Genomic DNA, 21,861 nt, shown 5'->3' on the forward strand with positions numbered 1-21,861 from the left:
TAGGAAGCTGGGTTTCGCAGCACATTTAATCAAACAACACGAAAAACCAAACCAAGTGAGATAAAAACCAATGGATAACCAAAAACCAGTAGCACAATTAACAATTGAACAAGCAACGCACGAAGTCAAAGAGCTGAGTCTGCAAGTAGAACAGTGGGGTCGTGAGTATTATGAAAACGACAACCCTAGTGTTGAAGATTATGTCTATGATCGGGCGTATCAGCGATTAGTCGAATTGGAACAGGCATTTCCTGAATTGCAATCGCCAGATTCACCCACACAACAAGTGGGCGCAGCTACCAGCTCGGATTTTGCCAAGGTAGAACACGCTAATCCGATGCTGTCGATGGGGGACGTGTTTTCAGTCGCTGAATTGATGGATTTCAATGAGCGCCTGCAACGTAATGGGGTCGACAATCCCGAGTACAATTTGGAACTAAAAATCGATGGTTTGGCAATTTCGTTAGTATATGAGAATGGTAAGTTTGTTCAAGGCTCGACTCGTGGTGATGGCCGAATTGGTGAGGACATTACCAGAAATATTAAAAAAATTAAATCTGTGCCGCAAACTCTGCCAGAACCGTTAACAATCGAAGTTCGTGGTGAGTGTTATATGCCTAAAGAGGCATTTGCCAAATTAAATGAGCAACGTGAAGCCCAGGGACAGCCAGTATTTGCTAATCCACGTAACGCAGCGGCAGGAAGCCTCAGACAACTAGATCCGCGGGTAACCGCGAACCGGGAGTTAAGTACGTTTATCTATTATGTGCCTGATTTTCAAACACTGGGTGTAACCACCCAAAGTGCTGCGTTAGAACGATTGAGCGAATTGGGCTTTAACGTGAATTTAAATAACAAGGTAGTTACCACTCAAGAAGAGATTAAAGCTTACATCGATGAATACACCAACAAAAGAAATGATCTTGAGTACGGTATTGACGGCATCGTTGAAAAGGTTAATGACTTGGCCCTGCAAGAAGAATTAGGGAGTACGGTGAAAGTACCACGCTGGGAAATTGCTTATAAGTTTCCCCCTGAGGAGGCAACCACAGTTTTACGCGAAATTGAGTGGACAGTGGGGCGTACGGGAACGGTAACCCCGACAGCAGTAATGGATCCTGTTATATTAGCGGGGACAACGGTGGCACGGGCATCATTGCATAATCCTGATTATTTGAGACAAAAAGATGTGCGAATTGGTGATACGGTATATTTGCATAAGGCAGGTGACATTATACCTGAAATATCAACGGTAGAATTAAATAAACGGCCCACCGATAGTGAACAATATGTTATTCCAACCAGGTGTCCGGAATGTGATTCACAACTTGTCCACCTCGATGATGAGGTTGCATTACGTTGTATTAATCCAATGTGTCCTGCGCAAATTAAAGAGGGATTAGCTCATTTTGCCTCACGAAATGCCATGAATATTGACGGGCTTGGACCTCGTATTTTGGAACAATTATTTGAGCGCCAAATGATCACTGATGTGGCCGATTTGTATCATCTGACTAAAGAGCAATTATTAACTTTAGATAAATTTGGTGAAAAATCAGCTGATAACCTATTGACAGCAATTGATACTAGCAGGCATAATTCGTTAGAGCGACTGCTATTCGGACTAGGAATTCGACATGTGGGTGCCAAAGCTGCCAGGTTGATTGCAAGTAATTTTAAATCAATTGAAGCTTTAATGGCAGCCAGTAGTGAAGAAGTGGCAAGTGTCGAAACAATTGGTCCTATCATCGGCGACAGTGTGGTGACATACTTTAGCAATACTCAGGTGCATGAATTAATTGCGGAACTGCAAAATGCAGGGGTTAACACTGAATTTTTAGGTAGTGTCCAAACTGTTTCAGATGGACCTTTAAGCGGCCAGAAAGTTGTGTTAACTGGTAAACTAATTGAAATGACACGTTCAAAAGCGCAAGAGTGGTTGGAAAATCAGGGTGCTGATGTAGTTGGTAGTGTATCGAAAAAAACTAATTTAGTCATTGCAGGAACTGATGCTGGTAGTAAGTTAACGAAGGCTCAGTCACTTGGAATTGAAGTTTGGAATGAACAACAATTTCAAGCTGCGATGAAGGAGGATTCTCAATAGTGAAATGGAAAAAAATTAGAACTGCGTTACTGTTAGTTGTCAGTACAACTGTATTGGCTGCATGTAGTTTTGGCAGTAGTAGTTCAAGTTCGAGCAAATCATCAAAGTACACGACGACTGGGTCAGCAGCTAGTGGCACCTACGAAGGTGTGATTAAAAACGGCAAGTACCAAACAAGTAAGTCGCGTGGAGTTAACGTGGCGCAAAATGATAACACTTTTAATTTGAAAAGTTTTGAAACTGGATTAACCAATGTTTCTAAAAAAGTTTTTTCAACTAAGAGCTATATTTTCCAAGAGGGTCAGTATTTAAATACTAGTACAGTTGAAAACTGGTTAGGTCGTGTTTCTGGCAGTAATAAAACTGGTTTGAACCCCAAAAAAGGTAAAACTAACGGTAAACGTAATCCAATTTACGTCCAGCAAATCGAAGAACAAGATTATATGAAGCAAAGTGGCGATAATCTGAAGTTACATGGCATCACAGTCGGAATTGGTCTTAATTCGGTTGATTATTATCGCAAAACTACCGATGGCCCTCAATACAAACAAAAAATTAGTGACGCTGATTTAAGAGCTTACGGTGAAAAAGCAGCACAAAAGGTTTTGACGCGCTTACGTCAGAAAAAAGGTCTAAAGAATGTACCAATTGTGATTGCATTATATAAGCAAGCATCTAATGATAGTTTAGTTGGGGGAGTATTCTTTGAATACACATCTAACAGCGGTAATCAGCTGTCTAGTTGGAAAGAACTGAATATTGAAAATAAGGTCTTCCCAAAGGCGTCTGACTCAACTACGTCAAACAGTAATGGTCAGACGGATAATAGTACGTTTAGTAACTTTAAGAGCCAAGTTCAATCGTTCTTCCCTAATTTGAGTGGTGTAACGGCACAAGCCCAATACAAAGATGGTAATCTGTCGGGGATGCACATTACGGTAACAACGCAATTTTACAGTGAAACCGAAATTACAAGTTTTACTCAATATATTGCACAGGCAGCATCCAAATACCTGCCAAGCGGAATCCCAATCGACATCAAGATTCAATCATCGTCAGAGATGCAAGCATTCGTCTACAGAGATTCGGGCCAAAGTAAGTTCTCGAGTCATGTGTTCGAAAGCTATTAGAGTGTAAAACGACGCGTTAAGATGGCGTGGTATAAAGCAAATAATCCTCCTACGGTTCGCAGAGCCGTAGGAGGATTATTTGCTTTATACATTAGCCATCTGCGTCGTTTTACACGTTTCATCAATAAAGAAAAAGAGCCAGTTCGCAGAGCCGTAGGAGGATTATTTGCTTTATACATTAGCCATCTGCGTCGTTTTACACGTTTCATCAATAAAGAAAAAGAGCCGGTTCGCAGAGACGTAGGAGGATTATTTGCTTTATACATTAGCCATCTGCGTCGTTTTACACGTTTCATCAATAAAGAAAAAGAGCCAGTTCGAACTACGAGCCGTAGGAGGATTATTTATTTTAGCCCTAGCTATCTGGCTTTATTCTCACGTTTCCACAATAAAACAAGCGGCTACGGTTCACTCAACGGAACCGGTAAAAGATTGAAAGCATTAAATAATACTTCCAAAAGTTTGTTGTGACATTTTTCACTATATTACTTGATATTTGTAAAAAAAGCACTACCATAGAGTCATAGAAAGCGTTTTCTTAAAAGTTGTTTATCAGAGTCATTTAGTTATTTCGGATTCAATAATTATTGTTCGGCTTATTTATTATGCTTTGTTCAGTAATTAATTTGTATATAAATTATGGAGATGATTTGAGATGCGAATTAAAGCAGCTGTTGTACCAAAAGTTGGAGACAAATTTATTATTAAAGATGATGTTGAACTAGCACCGTTAGAACCAGATGAATTACAAGTTCATATGGTTGCTAGTGGCATTTGTCATTCAGATGAAGCACTACGTAAAGGTGATGCTGGCTGGACATATCCAACGATCTTAGGGCACGAAGGCTCTGGTATTGTTGAAAAAGTGGGCGCTAATGTAACTCAGTTTGCACCAGGCGATCATATTGTTATGGCCTTTTATTCTGATGGAACGTGTGTGAACTGTATGCGTGGGATTCCAACTCAGTGTTTGAGCTACGCTAAGTACAATTTAAGTGGCTTCAAAGCTGATGGAAAAGATCACTTTACTGAAGCTGGGAACCATGTTGCAGATATGTTTGCACAATCGTCGTTTACCACCACGACAACAGTTCGTGAACGAAACTGTGTCAAGGTTGATAAGAGTCTAGACTTACGTCGTCTTGGACCGTTAGGCTGTGGCTTTGAAACTGGTGCTGGTACTGTGTTTAATACATTGAAACCACAGGCAGGTACGACAATTGCTGTTTATGGAACTGGCGCTGTTGGGGTGGCTGCAATGATGGCTGGCGCCATTGTTGGCTGCTCACGTGTTATTGCAATTGACGTGGTTCCTGAGCGGTTGGCATTGGCAAAGGAATGTGGTGCAACTGACACAATTAACAGTAAAGAGCAGGATACACAAGCAGAATTAATGAAGATTACTGATGGGCTGGGTGTTGACTTTGCTGTCGATACGACTGGAATTAAATCAGTTATGCAAGGTTCAATTGATGGTTTGGCCATTGGTGGAACCGCGGCATTAATCGCTGTTACTCCACAATTAATTGAAGTTAGTTCATGGAATGATCTTTGTGTTGCTGATAAGAAAGTTATCGGTGTCAACATGGGTGATTCCATTCCTCAACGTGATGTCCCACGATTAATTCGCTACTTTGAAATGGGTAAATTCCCATTTGATAAGACTGAAAAATTTTATAAATTTGATGATATCAATCAAGCTAATGAAGATTCGGTTAACGGAAAAACAATCAAGCCTGTATTGGTCATTGATGAAGATTACGTTCCCGGTAAATAGCTAGGTAAGCAAAAATTACATTATAAATTTCAATTCGAAAAAGCGATAGCACGTGCTATCGTTTTTTTTGTGATAAAAATGCTAAACACGGTGAAAATCATGCCTAAAATACTGCTGCCTGTGCTACAATGTTATGATGTAAGTAGTGCAACAATTTGGAAAGAGGTTATGAGAATGGCAAGCAAAATTGATGAACAACAGGTTAAACACGTTGCTTCACTAGCCAAGCTTCAGTTTGACGATGATCAACTAGGCAAATTTACCACTCAATTAGAAAGTATTATCGACTTATTCGAAACGATTGATAAGGTTGATACCACCGATGTTAAACCAATGACATCAGCTACTGATCAAGTTAATGCAATGCGTGAAGATATCGCTGTGAATAGCAATCAACGTGAAGCATTGTTAAATAATGCGCCAGATACCGAAGAAGGATACATTAAGGTACCTGCTATTATCGATGAAAGTGGGGATGGCGAGTAATGAATTTTTATGATACTGATTTAACCAAGCTCCATGATGATTTGGTCAATAAAAAAATTAGCTCGACTGAATTAACGAAGGCCACGTATGAAAATATTGCGGCTGACGATGATGACGTCAAAGCATTTTTGACATTGAATAAAGATGGGGCACTAAAACAAGCAGCTGAAGTTGACCAGCAAGGAATTAAAGCTGACCAACTAGTGGCTGGAATTCCTTTGGGAGTTAAAGATAACATTGTTACTAAGGATATCAAGACAACCGCAGCATCTAAAATATTGAGTAATTTTACACCAATTTATGATGCCACTGTTATCGAAAAGTTGAAGGCCCAAAATTTTATCAATGCAGGTAAGTTAAACCTTGATGAATTTGCAATGGGTGGTTCAACGGAAAATTCAGCCTTTCAAACAACTCATAATCCTTGGGACCTAACTCGCGTGCCTGGTGGCTCCTCTGGTGGCTCTGCTGCTGCAGTAGCGGCCGGTGAAGTAATAGCGGCACTAGGAACTGATACGGGTGGTTCAATTCGCCTACCAGCCTCTTATAACGGTGTGGTTGGTATGAAACCAACTTATGGTCGTGTGTCGCGTTGGGGTATTATTGCCTTTGGCTCTAGTCTTGACCAAGTTGGTTGGTTAACGCGTAGTGTTAAAGACAATGCTCAATTAACATCATTGATTAGTGGTCACGATGACCGCGATTTAACTTCGTCTACCAAAGAGGTTCCTAACTTTGCTAGTCAGTTAAATGACGACACAAATGTAAAGGGTCTGCGAATTGCTGTTCCTAAGGAATACTTGGGTGAAGGTGTTGATGAAAACGTCAAAGAAGTCATTCAAGCTGCCTTGAAGCACTATGAATCTTTGGGTGCAATTATTGATGAAGTTTCATTACCAAATACGAAATACGGTGTCGCAGCTTATTACATCATTTCTTCCTCAGAAGCATCCTCAAACTTACAACGGTTTGACGGTATTCGTTACGGCGTTCGTGCTAAAGATGTTGAAAATTTGGAAGATGTTTATGTGCGGTCGCGTTCTGAAGGCTTTGGCGACGAAGTTAAACGTCGAATTATGTTGGGAACATTCTCGTTGTCAGCTGGATTTTATGATGCTTACTTCATCAAAGCCAGTCAAATTCGAACTTTGATTCGGCAAGATTTTGAAAAAGTATTCGAAGATCATGACTTAGTAATGGGTCCTGCTGGGCCAACTGTGGCCTACAAGATCGGTTCTAACATTACTGATCCAAAGGCGATGTACATGAACGATGTTTTGACTGTGCCTGTTAATATGGCCGGTCTACCAGGAATGTCAATTCCTGCGGGCTTTGCTGATAACATGCCAGTTGGGTTACAAATTATCGGTAAGCCATTTGATGAACAAACAATGTACAATGCAGCCTACACATTTGAACAGTCAACTGATTTTCACAAACAAACACCTAAGTTAGGAGGCCAAAACTAATGAATTTTGAAACAACAATCGGTCTCGAAGTCCACGTTGAATTAAAAACTAACTCGAAAATTTTTAGCCCTTCACCAGTCCAATTTGGTTCAGAGCCTAATGCCAATACAAACGTGATTGACTGGGGTTATCCTGGTGTATTACCTTCAACGAACAAAGGTGTAGTCGAAGATGGGATTAAAGCTGCTCTGGCACTCCATGCAGAAGTTGAACAGCACCCTCATTTTGATCGTAAGAATTATTTTTACCCAGACAATCCTAAAGCTTATCAAATTTCACAATCCGATACACCATTAGCACATGATGGTTGGATTGAAATTGAAGTTGATGGCGAGAAGAAAAAAATGGGGATTGCAGAAATGCATATTGAAGAAGATGCCGGTAAAAATACTCACAGTCCTAACGGATTTTCATTCGTTGATTTGAACCGTCAAGGAACACCGTTGATTGAAATTGTGTCGAAACCAGAAATTGCTTCACCTGATGAAGCATACGCTTATCTGGAAGCGTTGCGTCAACGAATTCAGTTTACTGGCGTATCTGACGTTAAGATGGAAGAAGGTTCAATGCGGGTCGATGTTAACATTTCAATTCGACCAATTGGTTCTGATAAATATGGTACTAAAACAGAATTAAAGAACTTGAACTCATTTAACTATGTTCGTAAAGGATTGGCTTTTGAAGAACAACGCCAACAACGTGTCTTAATGTCTGGTGGTACTATTGGTCAAGAGACTCGGCGCTATGATGAGACCAGTGGTCAAACGATCCTGATGCGAGTTAAGGAAGGATCAGACGACTACCGCTATTTCCCAGAACCAGATCTACCTGTTTTGGCAATTAGCGATGACTGGATCGATCAAATCAAAGCAGATATGCCTGAAATGCCAAGTAATCGTCGTGATCGTTATGTTAACGAGCTTGGCTTAAAGGAATATGATGCCATGGTTTTAACTCAAACTAAGGAAATGTCAGATTTCTTTGAAGCTGCCGTTGCCCAAGGTGCGGATGCAAAGATGACTGCTAATTATCTGATGGGTGATGTTAATGCCTATCTAAACGATAATCAAGTTGATTTGCAAGATACTAAGTTGACACCCGCTAATTTAGCTGGCATGGTTAAGTTGATTGATGATGGTACCATTTCAACTAAAATGGCTAAGAAAGTCTTCAAAGCAATTACGAACGGTGAAGAACCAAGTAGTTATGTGAAGGAACATGGGCTGGTGCAATTATCAGATCCAGCGCAATTACAACCAATTATTGATGAAGTGTTGGCTAATAATGAACAATCAATTGAGGACTTTAAAAATGGTAAGGACCGTGCTGTGGGGTATCTAGTTGGTCAAATCATGAAGCAAACTCATGGGCAAGCGAACCCACAAGTGGTTAACCAGTTATTAATGAAATCACTACAAGCTAAGTAGGATGAATGGAGGAAAACAAGTATGCGAAAACGGGCACGGATAATTTATAATCCGACATCTGGTCGTGAAGCATTGAAAAATGACTTGGTTGATATTTTGGCAATTTATGAACAGGCTGGATATGAAACCAGTGCCTTCGCTACGACTCCAGAACCCAATTCTGCTAGAGACGAAGCTACGCGAGTGGCAAAAGAAAAGTTTGATTTAATCGTTGCTGCTGGCGGTGACGGCACAATTAACGAAGTTGTCAATGGTATTGCCGGATTGCGTCATCGTCCGAAGATGGCAATCATCCCAGCTGGAACAACGAATGATTATGCGCGAGCTCTGCGGATTCCACGTGAGGATCCAATTGGTGCCGCTAAAACTATTTTGAAGAAGCAGTCCATTATGATGGATATTGGAAAAGCGGGTGAAAACTACTTTATCAATATTGCGGGTGGTGGATTACTAACGGAGTTAACGTATGATGTGCCATCAGGAGTTAAATCGTTATTTGGCTATTTAGCCTACATTGTTAAGGGAGCGGAGTTACTGCCACGAATCAAACCGATCCAAATGGATATCAAGTATGATGGTGGTGAATTTCATGGCAAGGCATCAATGTTTTTGTTGGCACTCACTAATTCAGTGGGTGGCTTTGAGCAGATTGTGCCGGATGCTTCATTAGATGATGGTAAGTTCACGATGATTATTGTGAAAACGAGTAATTTGATTGAACTGATGCGGTTAATGACGCTTGTCTTAAATGGTGGCAAGCACGTAGAGGATCCTAAAATTATTTATCGGAAAACTTCGAAGCTAGTGGCTAAACCAGTCGATGAACGGATGATGATTAATTTGGATGGTGAATACGGTGGGGATGCACCGATGACGTTTGAAAACTTAGCACGGCATATTGAAATGGTGGCCAATTTGGATGCCATTCCTGATGATGCTGTGGCTGGTATTTCACCAGAAGTTCGTCGTGCTGAAGATAAATTCGTTAAAGAAGTCCAAAAGTTACCACAAGATGAAACAACAGACGATAAAAAACAGTAAAATAGGTTTGAGAGAGCAGAATGTGGTAGAATTGCTATTGTTCTGCTTTTTTAGATCAGTTTGAAATTAGATTTGCTTGCTTAGATGGAATTTTTTGGTTTACATGTGTTCACTAGACCAGATGTCTAGGGCTAAGTCTTGAATAGCAATCAATAAATCACAGTTCGATTTATTAACCGCTATTCAAGACTTAACCTACGACACCTTATCGGTCTGGTTCACACTTTTACTCAGACGTGTTCACCAGACCAGATGTCTAGGGCTAAGCCTTGAATAGCAATCAATAAATCACAGTTCGATTTATTAACCGCTATTCAAGACTTAACTTACGACACCTTATCGGTCTGGTTCACACTTTATATAATAAGGAGAAAAAATTGAAACTTAATACACCAGTTCATAAGAATGAATCATTTGATGGTACCGTCATGGACTTGACGTACCAAGGGATGGGAGTTGTCAAAATTGATAATTTTCCAATCTTTATTCCGAATGCATTGCCGAGTGAAGAAATTAGCTTTGGAGTTACTAAAGTAACGAAAAACTTTGCTTTTGGTCGGGTAATTGATTGGAAAAAGAAGAGTGCCGATCGAGTGGAAGTTAAAAATAAACAGTACACGCAAACGGGCATTGCTCCGCTACAACACTTAGCTTATTCAGCACAATTGAAATTTAAACAACAACAAATTGCTGAGCTATTGCAAAAAGACCACCTAGATATCGATGTGTTACCAACAATTGGAATGGACAAGCCTTATCAATACCGCAATAAGGCACAGGTGCCAGTTCGATTAGTTCGTGGTAAAGTTGAAACTGGGTTTTACAAGCGCGGCAGTCATGAATTAGTGCCAATCGAGGATTTCTTCATTCAAGATCCCAAAATTGATGCCGCCATTATTGTAGTTCGTGATTTATTACGTAAATTCCACATTGAACCATATGATGAAAAAACAAATAAAGGCGTTATCAAGACAGTCATGGTTCGTCGGGGCTACTATAGTCATGAGATGATGATTGTGTTGGTAACTAAAACCAAGAAATTGCCAATGGTGCAAGAATTAATTGACGGCATGACGGCACAATTACCAGAAGTGAAGAGCATTGTTCAAAATGTAAACTCAGCAAAAACAAATGTGTTGCTTGGTGAAAAAAACTTCACTATTTTTGGTAAACCAACGATCGATGATCAGTTATTGGGCATTAACTTTACGATTTCACCAAACTCGTTTTATCAGGTTAATCCGCAACAAACGGAAAAACTCTATCAGCGTGCAATTGAGCAGGCACAATTGACTGGTGCGGAAACTGTGATCGATGCTTATTGTGGGATTGGGACCATTTCATTGGCCGTGGCACAGCATGCCGCTGAGGTATACGGTGTCGAAATAGTAGCCGATGCAGTTGAAGATGCTAAACATAATGCTAAACGTAATAAAATTGCCAACGCTCATTTTGTGGTTGGCAAAGCTGAAGAACAAATGGCCCAATGGCAAGAAGATGGCTTAGAACCAGATGTCATTATGGTTGATCCACCCCGCAAAGGATTAGCGCCGGAATTAATTGATGCAGCTGCTGCAATGGCCCCTAAAAAGGTGGTTTACGTCAGCTGCAATCCAGCGACATTAGTGCGGGATATTCAATTATTTGCCGCTAAGGGTTATACAGTCAAACAACCAATTCAGCCAGTGGATCAATTTCCACAAACGACGCACATTGAAAGCATTACCGTGCTCAGTCGCTAAAAAATATTTTTTAACAACCAATTTTACCTGTGCTTTTGGGTAAAATTGGTTTTGTTTTTACTTGCGGTGAACATCACAAATATGGTTTATTAGAATAAGTTAGATCGGCTATTATTTTTAAAAGAAATTGGTTATAATAGTCGTCAATTACATGAGGTGATGAGATGTCTAATAGACTAAGAGAGACCCTTGAACAGGCAAAGTTGACTCCCAAACTATTTCAGGGATTATTTGGGATTGAGCTTGAAGAACACAGAATTTTAACAGACGGACGCTTAAGCCGGTATCCATATCCAAGTGACTATGCTTCACGAAAAATGCACCCATACTTACAATCTGATTTTACGGATAGCATGCTCGAATTAGTCACAGAACCCACAAAGGGCGGCTTACAGGCGGTTAAAAATTTAAAAATATTGCAGCAAATTAGTCAGGAACATCTAAAAAAAGATGAACGGATTTGGCCCTTTAGTATGCCACCAAAATTAGTAGATGATGACCTAGAGTTTGTTCATGAAAATTTCAGTCGGACTTGGTTTCAAGATTATCGAGACTACCTTGAGAGCAAATATGGCATCCAGCATGAGATTATTTGTGGCACTCATATCAATTACAGCCTCAATGAAAATTTAGTATACACACTATACAACCAACTGGGCTATGACGATTTGTATCCAACTTTTGCTGCTTTTAAAAATGCAACTTACTTTAAAATGGCACAAAGTTTTGCATTGTATCGCTGGTTTTTCACGTACTTATTTGGTGCGTCTCCAATTTCAGAAAATCATTATCGCAAGATACCGGATGATTTAACGTTGCCCGTCAGGAGCTTGCGGAGTAGCAGCTTTGGTTACAGCAACACTAATAAAGAGGCAGTGACGTATGATTCTTTGACGGATCACGTCGAGCAGATGGAACGTTATGTTGCTGATGGTACTTTTTATTCTATTCACGAGTTTTATGGTCCTGTCAGAATGAAAGGGCGTTTTGATGATCTCCGGCAGGTACTCGATGAAGGGGTCGATTATTTAGAATTTCGTGCCTTTGATTTAGATCCATTATCGCGGGCCGGGGTGAGCGATGATACGCTTGATTTATTAGAGTTATTTTTGGTGTACAGTTTAACCATTGATTTACCAGATGATTTATCAGCGCAATTAGACCAAGCACAACAATATAACGAAGAAGTGGCGCTCGAAAATCCAAATGAACAGCCCGAATGGCTGCAGGATAAAGCCAACGAATTGATTGATAACTTACGGGCATTTGCGGAGCAATCAAATGCCCCTAAACATTTGATTAATGCACTCGACATTGCAGAAAAGCGAGTTGCCCACGTGGACTTAACAATTGGTGCACAACTTGCAGCTCGCATTGAAGACGATAGCTTAGAAACTTATGGCTTAAAGATTGCTAATGACCGGTTTACGCACATACTAAATGAAACCAGACCATTGGTGGCAATTGATAAAGAATATTCCCATGCAGCACAAGAATTAATTAAGGCGGCGATTATCATGGGTATTCGCGTTCAAATCAATCATGGTTTCAAATTAACACTAAAAAATCGACATGAATTGTTTGATGCACAAATGAACCTTGATTTTCCGGATGGACCAGAGAATTATTTGAAATCTATTTTTCCAGAGCTCAAGGATCGTGAATAATAAAAAGAACTGCAGGCATAAATTTGGGTAATCCAAATTGTCAGTCTGCAGTTCTTTTTGTTTAAAATTCGTCCCGATTATTTGATTAGTTAAAAATCAGATTGAGCAATAATACCATTAGTAAACCGACGATTGAAATCACAGTTTCTAGCACCGTCCAGATTGAAAGTGTCTGCTTAATGGTTAAGTCGAAGTATTCACGGAACATCCAGAAACCAGCATCGTTCACGTGTGATGCAGCTAAGGAGCCAGCACCGATTGACAGGACCATTAAGGCTGGGTCGACGCCCGCCTGGGTCATCAGTGGTAAAACGAGTCCAGCAGCGGTCAGCGAAGCAACCGTGGCGGATCCCAACGCAATTCGTAGAATAACAGCAATCAACCACCCAAGAATCAGTGGTGAAATATTGGAGTTGATGAACAGTTTTGCCACAACATCGCCAACGCCACCGTCGATTAAAACCTGCTTGAAGGCAGCACCACCACCAATTACCAAGAGCAGCATGGCAATTGATTTTACGGCATCTTCCAAGGATTGCATAATTTCAGTAACTTTACGTTTGCGAGCAATTCCCATTGACCACATGGCGAAGATGAGCGAAAGCAACATGGCAATGCTTGGTGAACCAATAAAGGCGATCAGTTTATCCATTGTGTTTGGATCCTTTGGATAAGAACCACCAGTCATCGCTAATTGATAAATCGTCGTAATGGCCATTAAAATTACCGGGAATAGTGAGGTTAAGACAGCCATGCCAAAACTCGGTGACTGTTCGTCGGTAAATTCTTTAATTTCGCCAAACGAGGATAGATTTCCTTTTTTTTCAAAAGCACTTGGTGCAAATTTGCGGGCTAATTTGGTGAAAACAGGACCCGCGATGATCGCAGCTGGTAATGCAACAATGATACCGTAAACTAATACTTTACCAGTGTTGGCATGTAATGCTGCAGAAATGGCGACTGGTGCTGGGTGAGGTGGTAAAAATCCGTGAGTGACAGACAAAGCGGCGGCCATTGAGATTCCAAGATATAAAATTGGCACACCGGCCTCAATTGCAATTGCCGCTACGATTGGAATTAACAATACCATTCCAACTTCGAAGAAAAGGGCAATTCCGATAATGAAACTGGCAATCATAACTGCAGCTTGCAGCCATTTACGACCGAACTTATTGATCAACGTGGTTGCAATTTTATAAGCGCCACCAGCATCGGCTACTAACCGACCAAGCATAGCACCGAAACCGAAGACTAGTGATAACTCACCTAATGAACCACCAATCCCGGTTTGAATACTTTCAGCAATCTTAGCCGGATCCATGCCTAATCCAAGCGCAACTAAAACCGAAGTGATAATTAAAGCGACAAATGTATTCAGTTTGAACTTAATGATTAAAAACAAGAGCAAGATAATCCCGAATAGTAAAACTAATAATTCCATGATGTAACCCCTTCCAGGTTGATAAAATAAAAAAGTGAGGCAAAAGATTGGATTAAAAATCCATTCTCTGGCAGTCCTACAGGTTCACGATGCGGATCTATAAATGATTGTCAAAATCTTTTGTCTCACTTTTAACTTAAGTAGTTTAGCAAATTTAATTATGAAAAGCGAATAATATTACTTATGACTGTGTTTACGTTGGAATGCGGCGATATTAGCATATTCCGTTTGTAATTGGCGACTCAACCGAATGTAGATCGGAACTAATTCACGGTAAACTTCATAGTTGTCCGGGTTTGGTTGGTAAGTGTTCGTTTCGCCGATAAAGTTTTGGATGGCTGATAAATCATCGACAACGCCAAGACTCTTCATGCCCATTACGACAGCGGCTAATGCGCCACTTTCAAATGATTTTGGAATGGTAACGGGACTTTCAAAGATGTCTGCTAACATTTGACGCCATAGTTCAGAACGAGCAAAGCCACCAGTAGCCATAATTTCTTTTGGTTTACCAACAACTTCTTCTAGTGCCAGCATAACAGTATAGAGATTATAAACAATTCCTTCTAGTGCTGCACGAACCATGTGAGCTCGAGTATGGTTACGAGTTAAGCCAAAGAATGAGCCCCGGGCATTTGCGTCCCAAATTGGAGCTCGTTCGCCACCGAGGAAGGGATGGAAGATTAACCCGTCGGAACCGGCTGGAACTTCCTTAGCAATTTGAGTTAGTAAGTCGTAGGAATCCATGTTCATCATATCGGCAGTGATTTTCTCAGGAGCAAATAGTTGATCACGGACCCAGCGGAAGACGATCCCACCATTATTGACTGGTCCACCGACGACCCACTTGTCTTTAGTGAGAGCGTAACAAAAGACACGACCCTTGGGATCAATGGTGGGCTTATCTGTGACCACACGAACGGCGCCAGAAGTGCCAATTGTAACGGCTACAACACCAGGTTCAATGGCATTAACACCTAGATTAGAGAGCGTTCCATCTGAGGCACCCATAATAAATGGGGTATCCGCAGGAATCCCGATTACTTTGGCATATTCATCACGCATACCAGTAACTTGAGCCATTGGATCAACTAATTCAGGTAGTTGTTCACGCCGTACTCCGGTAATTTCCAGTGCTTGTTGGTCCCAATCAAGGTTGAAAATGTTGAACAACCCGGTAGCTGAAGCAATTGAATATTCTTCTTTTAAAACACCGAATAAGCGCCAGAAAATATATTCCTTAATACCAACCCAATAGGCAGCATTATCGTAGATATCTTTGTGTGCATCTTTGAGCCACAATAATTTGTATAGTGGTGACATCGGGTGGGTCGGGGTCCCTGTCTTTTTATACAATTCAAAACCGATGCCATTTTCTTTGTATTCCTTGGCATATTTAGCAGCGCGGTTATCCGCCCAGGTAATAACACGCGTAATTGGTTTGTGATTGCGATCTAACCCGATTAGGCTGTGCATCGCAGCAGAAAAAGAAACACCACGTAACGTGCCGGTAGTTAAATCAGCTTTACGTAACACCTCAGTAAGGGCATCGACAACTGCATCAAAGATTTCATTAGGATCTTCTTCAGCCATGTCAGGTTGGTCCTGATAAAGTGGATATAGTTTGTTAGCATAACCAAGCACGTTACATTGCATATCGTACAAAACTGCTTTCGTACTGGTGGTTCCTAAATCCACACCGATCATGTAATCCATTGAGTAAACCGTCCTTTCAAAAACAGAGTGTAAATTCAGCTATGATGAGTAGCAAGCTCGAATTTGCACGGGTTCAATTAATCCTTTAAAATGACAACGACCTTCATTATATGAAAAACGCTTTCACAATTCAAGCTATTTGTTGTAAAATATTTACAAAGAACTCAAATAATTTGTGCGGGGGGATGATGGGAATGGTTCAAAATAGTTTGGTAAGTATTAAAGCCTATTATAAAGGTTTTAGTGGGAATGAAAAGAAAATTGCGACATATATATTGAAACACTGTACAGCGGTTCAAGAAATGACAATCATCGATTTAGCCCAGCAATGTCAAACATCAACTGCATCGATTTCAAGATTCGTTAAACGGATTGGGTATTTGAGTTATCGCGAATTTTTAATGGAATTGCCAAAACAAACGGGCGGAGATGTTTTCAGCGAGGTAGAGGAAACGGATTCGGCGCCGCAAATTGCAGCAAAAACTTTTAATGGGGCAATTAACGCATTAAAGGAAACTAAAAATATGTTAGATGATGCCAAAATTAAACAGGCCGCCAAGTTATTGCAAAATACGCAACGACTGGCGTTTTTTGGACTGGGTGGTTCATCGATTGTAGCATTAGACGGCTTCCATAAATTTTTACGAACTAGTTTAGACTGTGAGTATCACCCTGATTTTGATATCCAGTTAATGCAAGCAGTGAAGTTAGCAAAAGAAGATTGCGCAATTGTGGTGTCGCATTCGGGCAAAAATCAAGAAACAATGCTGGTCGTGAAGGAATTAAAACAACGAGCGGTCCCAATTATAGCAATCACAAGTTTTCCAACCAGTGAGCTAGCACAAACAGCAGATGTAACAATAATATCAGTGGCAGAAGAGGTAAACATAAGAACGGAAAGTATGTCATCACTAATGGCACAACTAGCGATTATGGATAGTTTATTCATGATGACGGTGGTTAAAAATAAAGGAAAAACAGGAGAGATTATTCAGGGAGTTAGGAAGGTGATAGACCAAACAAGAGTGTGAACACCCACGAATAGATGATGTAAGCTAAGCAGGTAATGGCAATTGATAAATTAATTTTTAATTTATTGATTGCCATTACCTGCTTAGCCCTAGACATCTGTGGGTGCTCACACGTTTATGCAACAAAAAAGGCAACGAATCACGATTAATAAATTGTACTTTAATTTATTGATTTTGATTATTGGCTTAGCCCTAGACATCTGTGGGTGCTCACACGTTTATGCAACAAAAAATGGTTGCAGAAACACAAGATTAGTAAATAAGATTTTAGTTTCTCGATGGAAGTCTGATTCCCTTATGTCCATCTCTATCATCAACCGCCCAGTTCTGGTAAAATATAAGTCGTTATCAAAGGGGAGGACGGTCGATGGCCAAACAAAAAATCAAACCAATTTATGATGATACGTTTCGCCGTAGCGATCGTCATAGGCGTAAAAAACATCGATGGTTAATTTTAACGATTCTGTGCTTGGTGTTGGTAGTGGGAGGATTGTTAGTGTGGCGCAGTCAACAACAGTCAGCCCTTAATGCGTATGCGGTCAAGGGTGTTAGTGTGTCGCAGGATGATGGTTACATTGATTTTCACCAATTGCAACAGCAAAAGATAAAATTTGCCTATCTCAAATCAACATCGGGTTCTAGTTATTTGGATGATAACTTTATTGATAATTATCAACGAATTACAGGGAGTAATTTGCAAATTGGAATTTATCAAGAATTTAGTTTTACTTCTAGTGCTAAAAGTCAGTTTCAGTACATGGTAAGTCAGGTAAAACAACAGTCTGGCAATTTACCAATTGTAATTCAAGTCACTTATTATGGTAAGTACGCGCAAACGCCACCGAACGCTAAAAAGCAAGGCGCTAAACTCGCTGAATTGGCGGAACTATTATCTGAACATTATGGGCAGGGAGTTATTATTTGGGCGACACCAGCAATTCAAAAAGATTTGGTCACGCCATATTTGCCTCAGACGAAGCAATGGCTCACGCTGGAGCGGTTGCACCGACAAAATGATAAAGTCTTTTTCATGCAATATACGGGACGTGAAAAATTGGTTGTTGACGGTGTGAAGACGGATCTAAGTCAATCAGTGTATAATGGAAGCTTAAAGGAATGGAACGAACGATTCGGGACAGAGTAATCGTAGGATCTGAAAAATAAGACAAAAAAAGTTGCACCAAGGATTAACTTGCTGCAACTGCTTAGATTTTATTTTCAGGAACGGTTAGTGTATACGTTTGATCATCAGCGTCATCAATGAGTTTAACTGGTCGCTGTTCGTTGGCTTGAATGGTAATATGATAGCCAAACTTGTCAATATAAATCAGTTGCTGTTCATCAATTAGCTCGACGGTTGTTGGAATAGTATGATTATCAATTGATAATTTTAATTCTGGTGTAATTTCTAAATGATGATTTCGATTTCGTTCGGGGTCATAATAATTCCACGAACCAGCATAAAAAATGGGGAGTGAAACGGTATGCACATGTTTTGTCCGCCCAAATCCTAGTGTACTGGTTAAGCCAGCCACTAGTCCTGCACCGAATAATAAGATGTTGTGTCGTTTCATTGTAAGATTCCTTTCCCCGATTTGCTTAAATTACTTAACCATTCAAATGATTTCCCAATTTCATTATACAATAAAATTGGGAAATATTCTTTTACAGTTATGTAAAAGATGTTGATAAACTGATAAAATATAAATATAAACTATATTGGAGGGCTAAACATGCTTAAACTAGGGATTATCGGCACTAATTGGATTACGGATCAGCTGATTGATGCCGGAAATATTACAAAACAATGGCAATTGACAACAGTTTATTCACGAACAGAAGAACACGCACGAGAATACAGCCATAAATTTGATGCCCAAGAGTACTTCACAGATATCGATCAATTTTTCAGTGAAGGTGTGTTTGATGTTGTGTATATTGCTTCCCCCAATAGTTTACATTATCAATATGCGCGGCAAGCGATTGAAAATGACAAACACGTGATCGTTGAAAAGCCCGCGTTTACCAATCCAGATGAATTTAGTCAAATAGAGGCACTGCTGCAGGCTCACCCGCAGGTTAGGCTGGTAGAGGCAGCACGGCATGTGCACACGCCATTGTTTGCTGCAGTGAAGCAGCAAACTAGCAACCTGAAACAGATCCAAGGTGCTACCCTAACTTATATGAAGTATTCGTCACGTTACGATCAAGTATTAGCAGGCAAGACGCCTAATGTATTTTCATTAGAATTTGCTGGTGGGGCGCTGCAAGATCTCGGTGTTTATCCTGTTTATACGGCATTGGCATTATTTGGCGAACCAAACAGTGTGGTGTATTTTCCAACGCTGATTGCTACCAACGCTGACGGTAAAGGGGTTGCTATTTTACGCTACGATCAATTTGAAGTGACACTAAACTTTGGAAAAACTACAAATTCACATCTAACTTCAGAAGTTTACGGTCTCAAGGATACTCTCGTAATGGATAATCCGGCTGATCTCACTAAAGCAGTTTATTATGATGACCAGCAAGTGGCTCATCCAATAGAAGCTAATGTGGCCGAAAATTCAATGGTGCCAGAAATGCAGGAATTTGCAGCGTTGTTTGAACAACCAGATGATCAGGCTCAATTGGCCAAGTACCAGCAATGGTTTGATTTGAGTCGTCAAGTTAATTCGTTATTGTATACATTGCGTCAATCAGCGGGAATAAAATTTCCCACAGACAAGTGATAGGGTGTGGTATTAAATGATTGATATTTTTGAGCAACATTTTAAGGAACGAGGCTTCAAAGAGCCGACTGCCATTCAAACAGCAGTGTACGATGCACTAGCCGACAATAAAACCGTGCTAGGTATTGCGCCAACTGGTTCAGGCAAAACAATTGCATTCACACTCCCCATTTTACCCAAAGTAAAGGGACAACAGGGAACGCAGGTACTAGTATTATCCCCATCCCAAGAGTTAGCGGTTCAAACTACTAAGGTAATGCGCGAATGGGCCCAGTTACTAAATTTAAAGGTGATGTCATTAACCGGTGGCGCTAATATGCGTCGCCAAATTGACAAGTTAAAAACCCATCCAGAAATATTGATAGGGACGCCAGGACGGGTGCTGCATTTGTTGCAAACAAAGCATCTCAAACTGAATACTTTACAAACTCTGATCATCGATGAAGCTGATGACATGCTGCAAGATGATACTTTAGCTGTAATTGAGGATATTGAGCGTGCTACCCCAATTACCACTCAACTTGGTTTTTTCTCTGCAACCAAAACAGAAGCACTTGATGGTTTAAGCTATATGTTTGGCCGCGATGTGGTCGAATATGATGTTCGTAATGAGGATCATTCACAAGGGATCGTTCGCCATGGGCAGATGCAAATTAGTGGCAAGCAGCGTGGCGAGATGTTGCGCCGATTCAGCCATATCAAAGATTTTCGTGCATTGGTATTTTTTAACCAAACAAAGACCTTAACGCATGTCGCTAGCCAATTAAAGCATGATCACGTATCTGCAGCGGTATTAGGTGGGCAACAGCGCCAAACAGAACGAGAAAAAGCGCTCAGAATGTTTCGTAACCGACAATTAAAATTCTTGCTGACCACAGATGTTGCTGCGCGGGGATTGGATATCGTTAAATTACCAGCAGTTATTAATTTTGATTTACCCACACAAGCTGTAACATATGTTCATCGAGTTGGTCGTACTGGTCGTCAAGGCGAACCGGGGTTAGTAATTAACTTTGGAGATGACCATGATTTACGTGATTTGAAAAAGTTACTGGCAGACGAGTCATATGAGTTAAAACCAATTTATTTTGCGCATAATCAGTTAGTCGATGAGCGGCCACAAAAAGAGGAAAAACAGACTACCGGTCATGTTGAAAATGTGCAGGAAAAGGCACATCGAGTGGTGCGTAAATCACAATTAAGTGATGAACACATCACCGTTGGTAAAAGTGTTAGTCGGACGATAGATGTGGCTAAGGACCAACCAACTAAGGCAAAGCGGCATAAGAAGAATCGGCATATCAAGAATAAGGGAATGCGGTTGAAAAGACGGCATCAAGCTGAAGAGGAACAGTAAGCGAACTGAATTGTTTTTTGGTTGTTGTGGGAGGAGCGTGTTCTTATTTAGACGTGCTCGCATGGCCAGATACCTAGGGCTAAGCCAACAATGCTCATCAATAAATCACAGACCGATTTATTAATCATCATTGTTAGATTAGCCTACGGTAACTTAGCGGCCATGCTCACACTTTTACTTTAGACGTGCTCGCTGAGGCAGGTGTTTAGGGCTAAGTCAGTTAAGTCAATTAATCAACCAAAATGCGGTTTATTAATCGACTTAACTAACTTAGCCTACAACACCTTGGCGCCTCTACTCACACTTTTACTTTAGACGTGTTCGCGTGGCCAGACACCTAGGGCTAAGCCAACAATGCTCATCAATAAATCACAGACCGATTTATTAATCATCATTGTTAACTTAGCCTACGGTATCTTAACGGCCACGCTCACACTTTTACTTTAGACGTGCTCGCTGAGGCAGGTGTTTAGGGCTAAGTCAGTTAAGTCAATTAATCAACCAAAATGCGGTTTATTAATCGACTTAACTAACTTAGCCTACAACACCTTGGCGCCTCTACTCACACTTTTACTTTACAGTAATTTAAATTAATGAGAGAATGATTTCTGTTATGTTCCTATAGCATAATTGGATCGTGCGTCCGCCTCCTAAGCGGTTGATCCCGGTTCGAATCCGGGTGGGAACATTTTCAGCAAAGCCAATAAAGGCTCTACCATATCTGAAATTAGATATGTAGAG

17 protein-coding genes and 1 tRNA gene are annotated in these 21,861 nt (G+C 40.6%); 15 read left to right on the forward strand and 3 right to left on the reverse strand.

The genetic code is table 11. From position 1 onward, the window contains the following. Positions 1–70 precede the first annotated feature (70 nt). The 10 genes from ligA (at position 71) to WDC_RS04130 (ending at position 12,843) form a co-directional block, all read left to right on the forward strand. Positions 71–2,104, forward strand: a complete 2,034-nt coding sequence (gene ligA / locus WDC_RS04085) for an NAD-dependent DNA ligase LigA (protein WP_044010550.1) — start codon at positions 71–73, stop codon at positions 2,102–2,104. A 29-nt stretch (positions 2,105–2,133) separates the two neighbouring features. After that, a complete protein-coding gene (locus WDC_RS04090; protein WP_404824765.1) occupies positions 2,134–3,234 on the forward strand; it encodes a CamS family sex pheromone protein in 1,101 nt (366 codons plus the stop codon). A gap of 21 nt (positions 3,235–3,255) precedes the next feature. Continuing rightward, entirely contained in the window at positions 3,256–3,705 is a 450-nt protein-coding gene (locus tag WDC_RS09645) for a hypothetical protein (RefSeq protein ID WP_156126995.1), read from the forward strand. Between the two features lie 184 nt (positions 3,706–3,889). Next, positions 3,890–5,011, forward strand: coding sequence for an NAD(P)-dependent alcohol dehydrogenase (locus WDC_RS04100; RefSeq protein ID WP_044010553.1), 1,122 nt, complete (start codon positions 3,890–3,892; stop codon positions 5,009–5,011). Positions 5,012–5,185: 174 nt separating this feature from the next. After that, positions 5,186–5,497, forward strand: a complete 312-nt coding sequence (gatC, locus tag WDC_RS04105; RefSeq protein ID WP_044010554.1) for an Asp-tRNA(Asn)/Glu-tRNA(Gln) amidotransferase subunit GatC — start codon at positions 5,186–5,188, stop codon at positions 5,495–5,497. After that, positions 5,497–6,966, forward strand: coding sequence for an Asp-tRNA(Asn)/Glu-tRNA(Gln) amidotransferase subunit GatA (gene gatA / locus WDC_RS04110; protein WP_044010556.1), 1,470 nt, complete (start codon positions 5,497–5,499; stop codon positions 6,964–6,966). Before gatC ends, gatA begins: the two co-directional genes overlap by 1 nt. Further along, on the forward strand, positions 6,966–8,393 hold the full coding sequence (gene gatB / locus WDC_RS04115; RefSeq protein ID WP_044010558.1) for an Asp-tRNA(Asn)/Glu-tRNA(Gln) amidotransferase subunit GatB: 1,428 nt from the start codon (positions 6,966–6,968) through the stop codon (positions 8,391–8,393). Before gatA ends, gatB begins: the two co-directional genes overlap by 1 nt. 21 nt (positions 8,394–8,414) lie before the next feature. Then, on the forward strand, positions 8,415–9,434 hold the full coding sequence (locus tag WDC_RS04120; RefSeq protein ID WP_044010559.1) for a diacylglycerol kinase: 1,020 nt from the start codon (positions 8,415–8,417) through the stop codon (positions 9,432–9,434). A 377-nt stretch (positions 9,435–9,811) separates the two neighbouring features. Then, positions 9,812–11,176, forward strand: coding sequence for a 23S rRNA (uracil(1939)-C(5))-methyltransferase RlmD (gene rlmD, locus WDC_RS04125; RefSeq protein WP_044010561.1), 1,365 nt, complete (start codon positions 9,812–9,814; stop codon positions 11,174–11,176). 164 nt (positions 11,177–11,340) lie between these two features. Further along, positions 11,341–12,843: a hypothetical protein gene (locus WDC_RS04130; protein WP_044010563.1), complete on the forward strand. Its 1,503-nt coding sequence runs from the start codon at positions 11,341–11,343 to the stop codon at positions 12,841–12,843. Between the two features lie 85 nt (positions 12,844–12,928). Here the strand turns inward: WDC_RS04130 and WDC_RS04135 are convergent, their stop codons facing one another. After that, a complete protein-coding gene (locus WDC_RS04135; RefSeq protein WP_044010565.1) occupies positions 12,929–14,284 on the reverse strand; it encodes a gluconate:H+ symporter in 1,356 nt (451 codons plus the stop codon). A 177-nt stretch (positions 14,285–14,461) separates the two neighbouring features. After that, positions 14,462–16,000, reverse strand: coding sequence for a gluconokinase (gene gntK / locus WDC_RS04140; RefSeq protein ID WP_044010567.1), 1,539 nt, complete (start codon positions 15,998–16,000; stop codon positions 14,462–14,464). 194 nt (positions 16,001–16,194) lie between these two features. Here gntK and WDC_RS04145 point away from each other — a divergent pair, with 194 nt between their 5' ends. Both WDC_RS04145 and WDC_RS04150 read left to right on the forward strand, forming a co-directional pair. Beyond that, positions 16,195–17,031: a MurR/RpiR family transcriptional regulator gene (locus WDC_RS04145; RefSeq protein WP_044010569.1), complete on the forward strand. Its 837-nt coding sequence runs from the start codon at positions 16,195–16,197 to the stop codon at positions 17,029–17,031. A gap of 367 nt (positions 17,032–17,398) precedes the next feature. Further along, positions 17,399–18,175: a GH25 family lysozyme gene (locus WDC_RS04150; RefSeq protein ID WP_044010570.1), complete on the forward strand. Its 777-nt coding sequence runs from the start codon at positions 17,399–17,401 to the stop codon at positions 18,173–18,175. Between the two features lie 61 nt (positions 18,176–18,236). Here WDC_RS04150 and WDC_RS04155 read toward each other — a convergent pair whose 3' ends face one another. After that, on the reverse strand, positions 18,237–18,605 hold the full coding sequence (locus tag WDC_RS04155; protein WP_044010571.1) for a DUF4828 domain-containing protein: 369 nt from the start codon (positions 18,603–18,605) through the stop codon (positions 18,237–18,239). A 159-nt stretch (positions 18,606–18,764) separates the two neighbouring features. Between WDC_RS04155 and WDC_RS04160 the strand changes: the two genes are divergently transcribed. The 3 genes from WDC_RS04160 (at position 18,765) to WDC_RS04170 (ending at position 21,808) form a co-directional block, all read left to right on the forward strand. Next, a complete protein-coding gene (locus tag WDC_RS04160) occupies positions 18,765–19,763 on the forward strand; it encodes a Gfo/Idh/MocA family protein (RefSeq protein WP_044010572.1) in 999 nt (332 codons plus the stop codon). Positions 19,764–19,779: 16 nt separating this feature from the next. Next, positions 19,780–21,120, forward strand: coding sequence for a DEAD/DEAH box helicase (locus tag WDC_RS04165; protein ID WP_044010573.1), 1,341 nt, complete (start codon positions 19,780–19,782; stop codon positions 21,118–21,120). Positions 21,121–21,735: 615 nt separating this feature from the next. Then, positions 21,736–21,808, forward strand: a tRNA-Arg gene (locus WDC_RS04170). Positions 21,809–21,861: the final 53 nt, after the last annotated feature.

The sequence above is a fragment of the Paucilactobacillus wasatchensis genome, assembly GCF_000876205.1.
Taxonomy (GTDB): domain Bacteria; phylum Bacillota; class Bacilli; order Lactobacillales; family Lactobacillaceae; genus Paucilactobacillus; species Paucilactobacillus wasatchensis.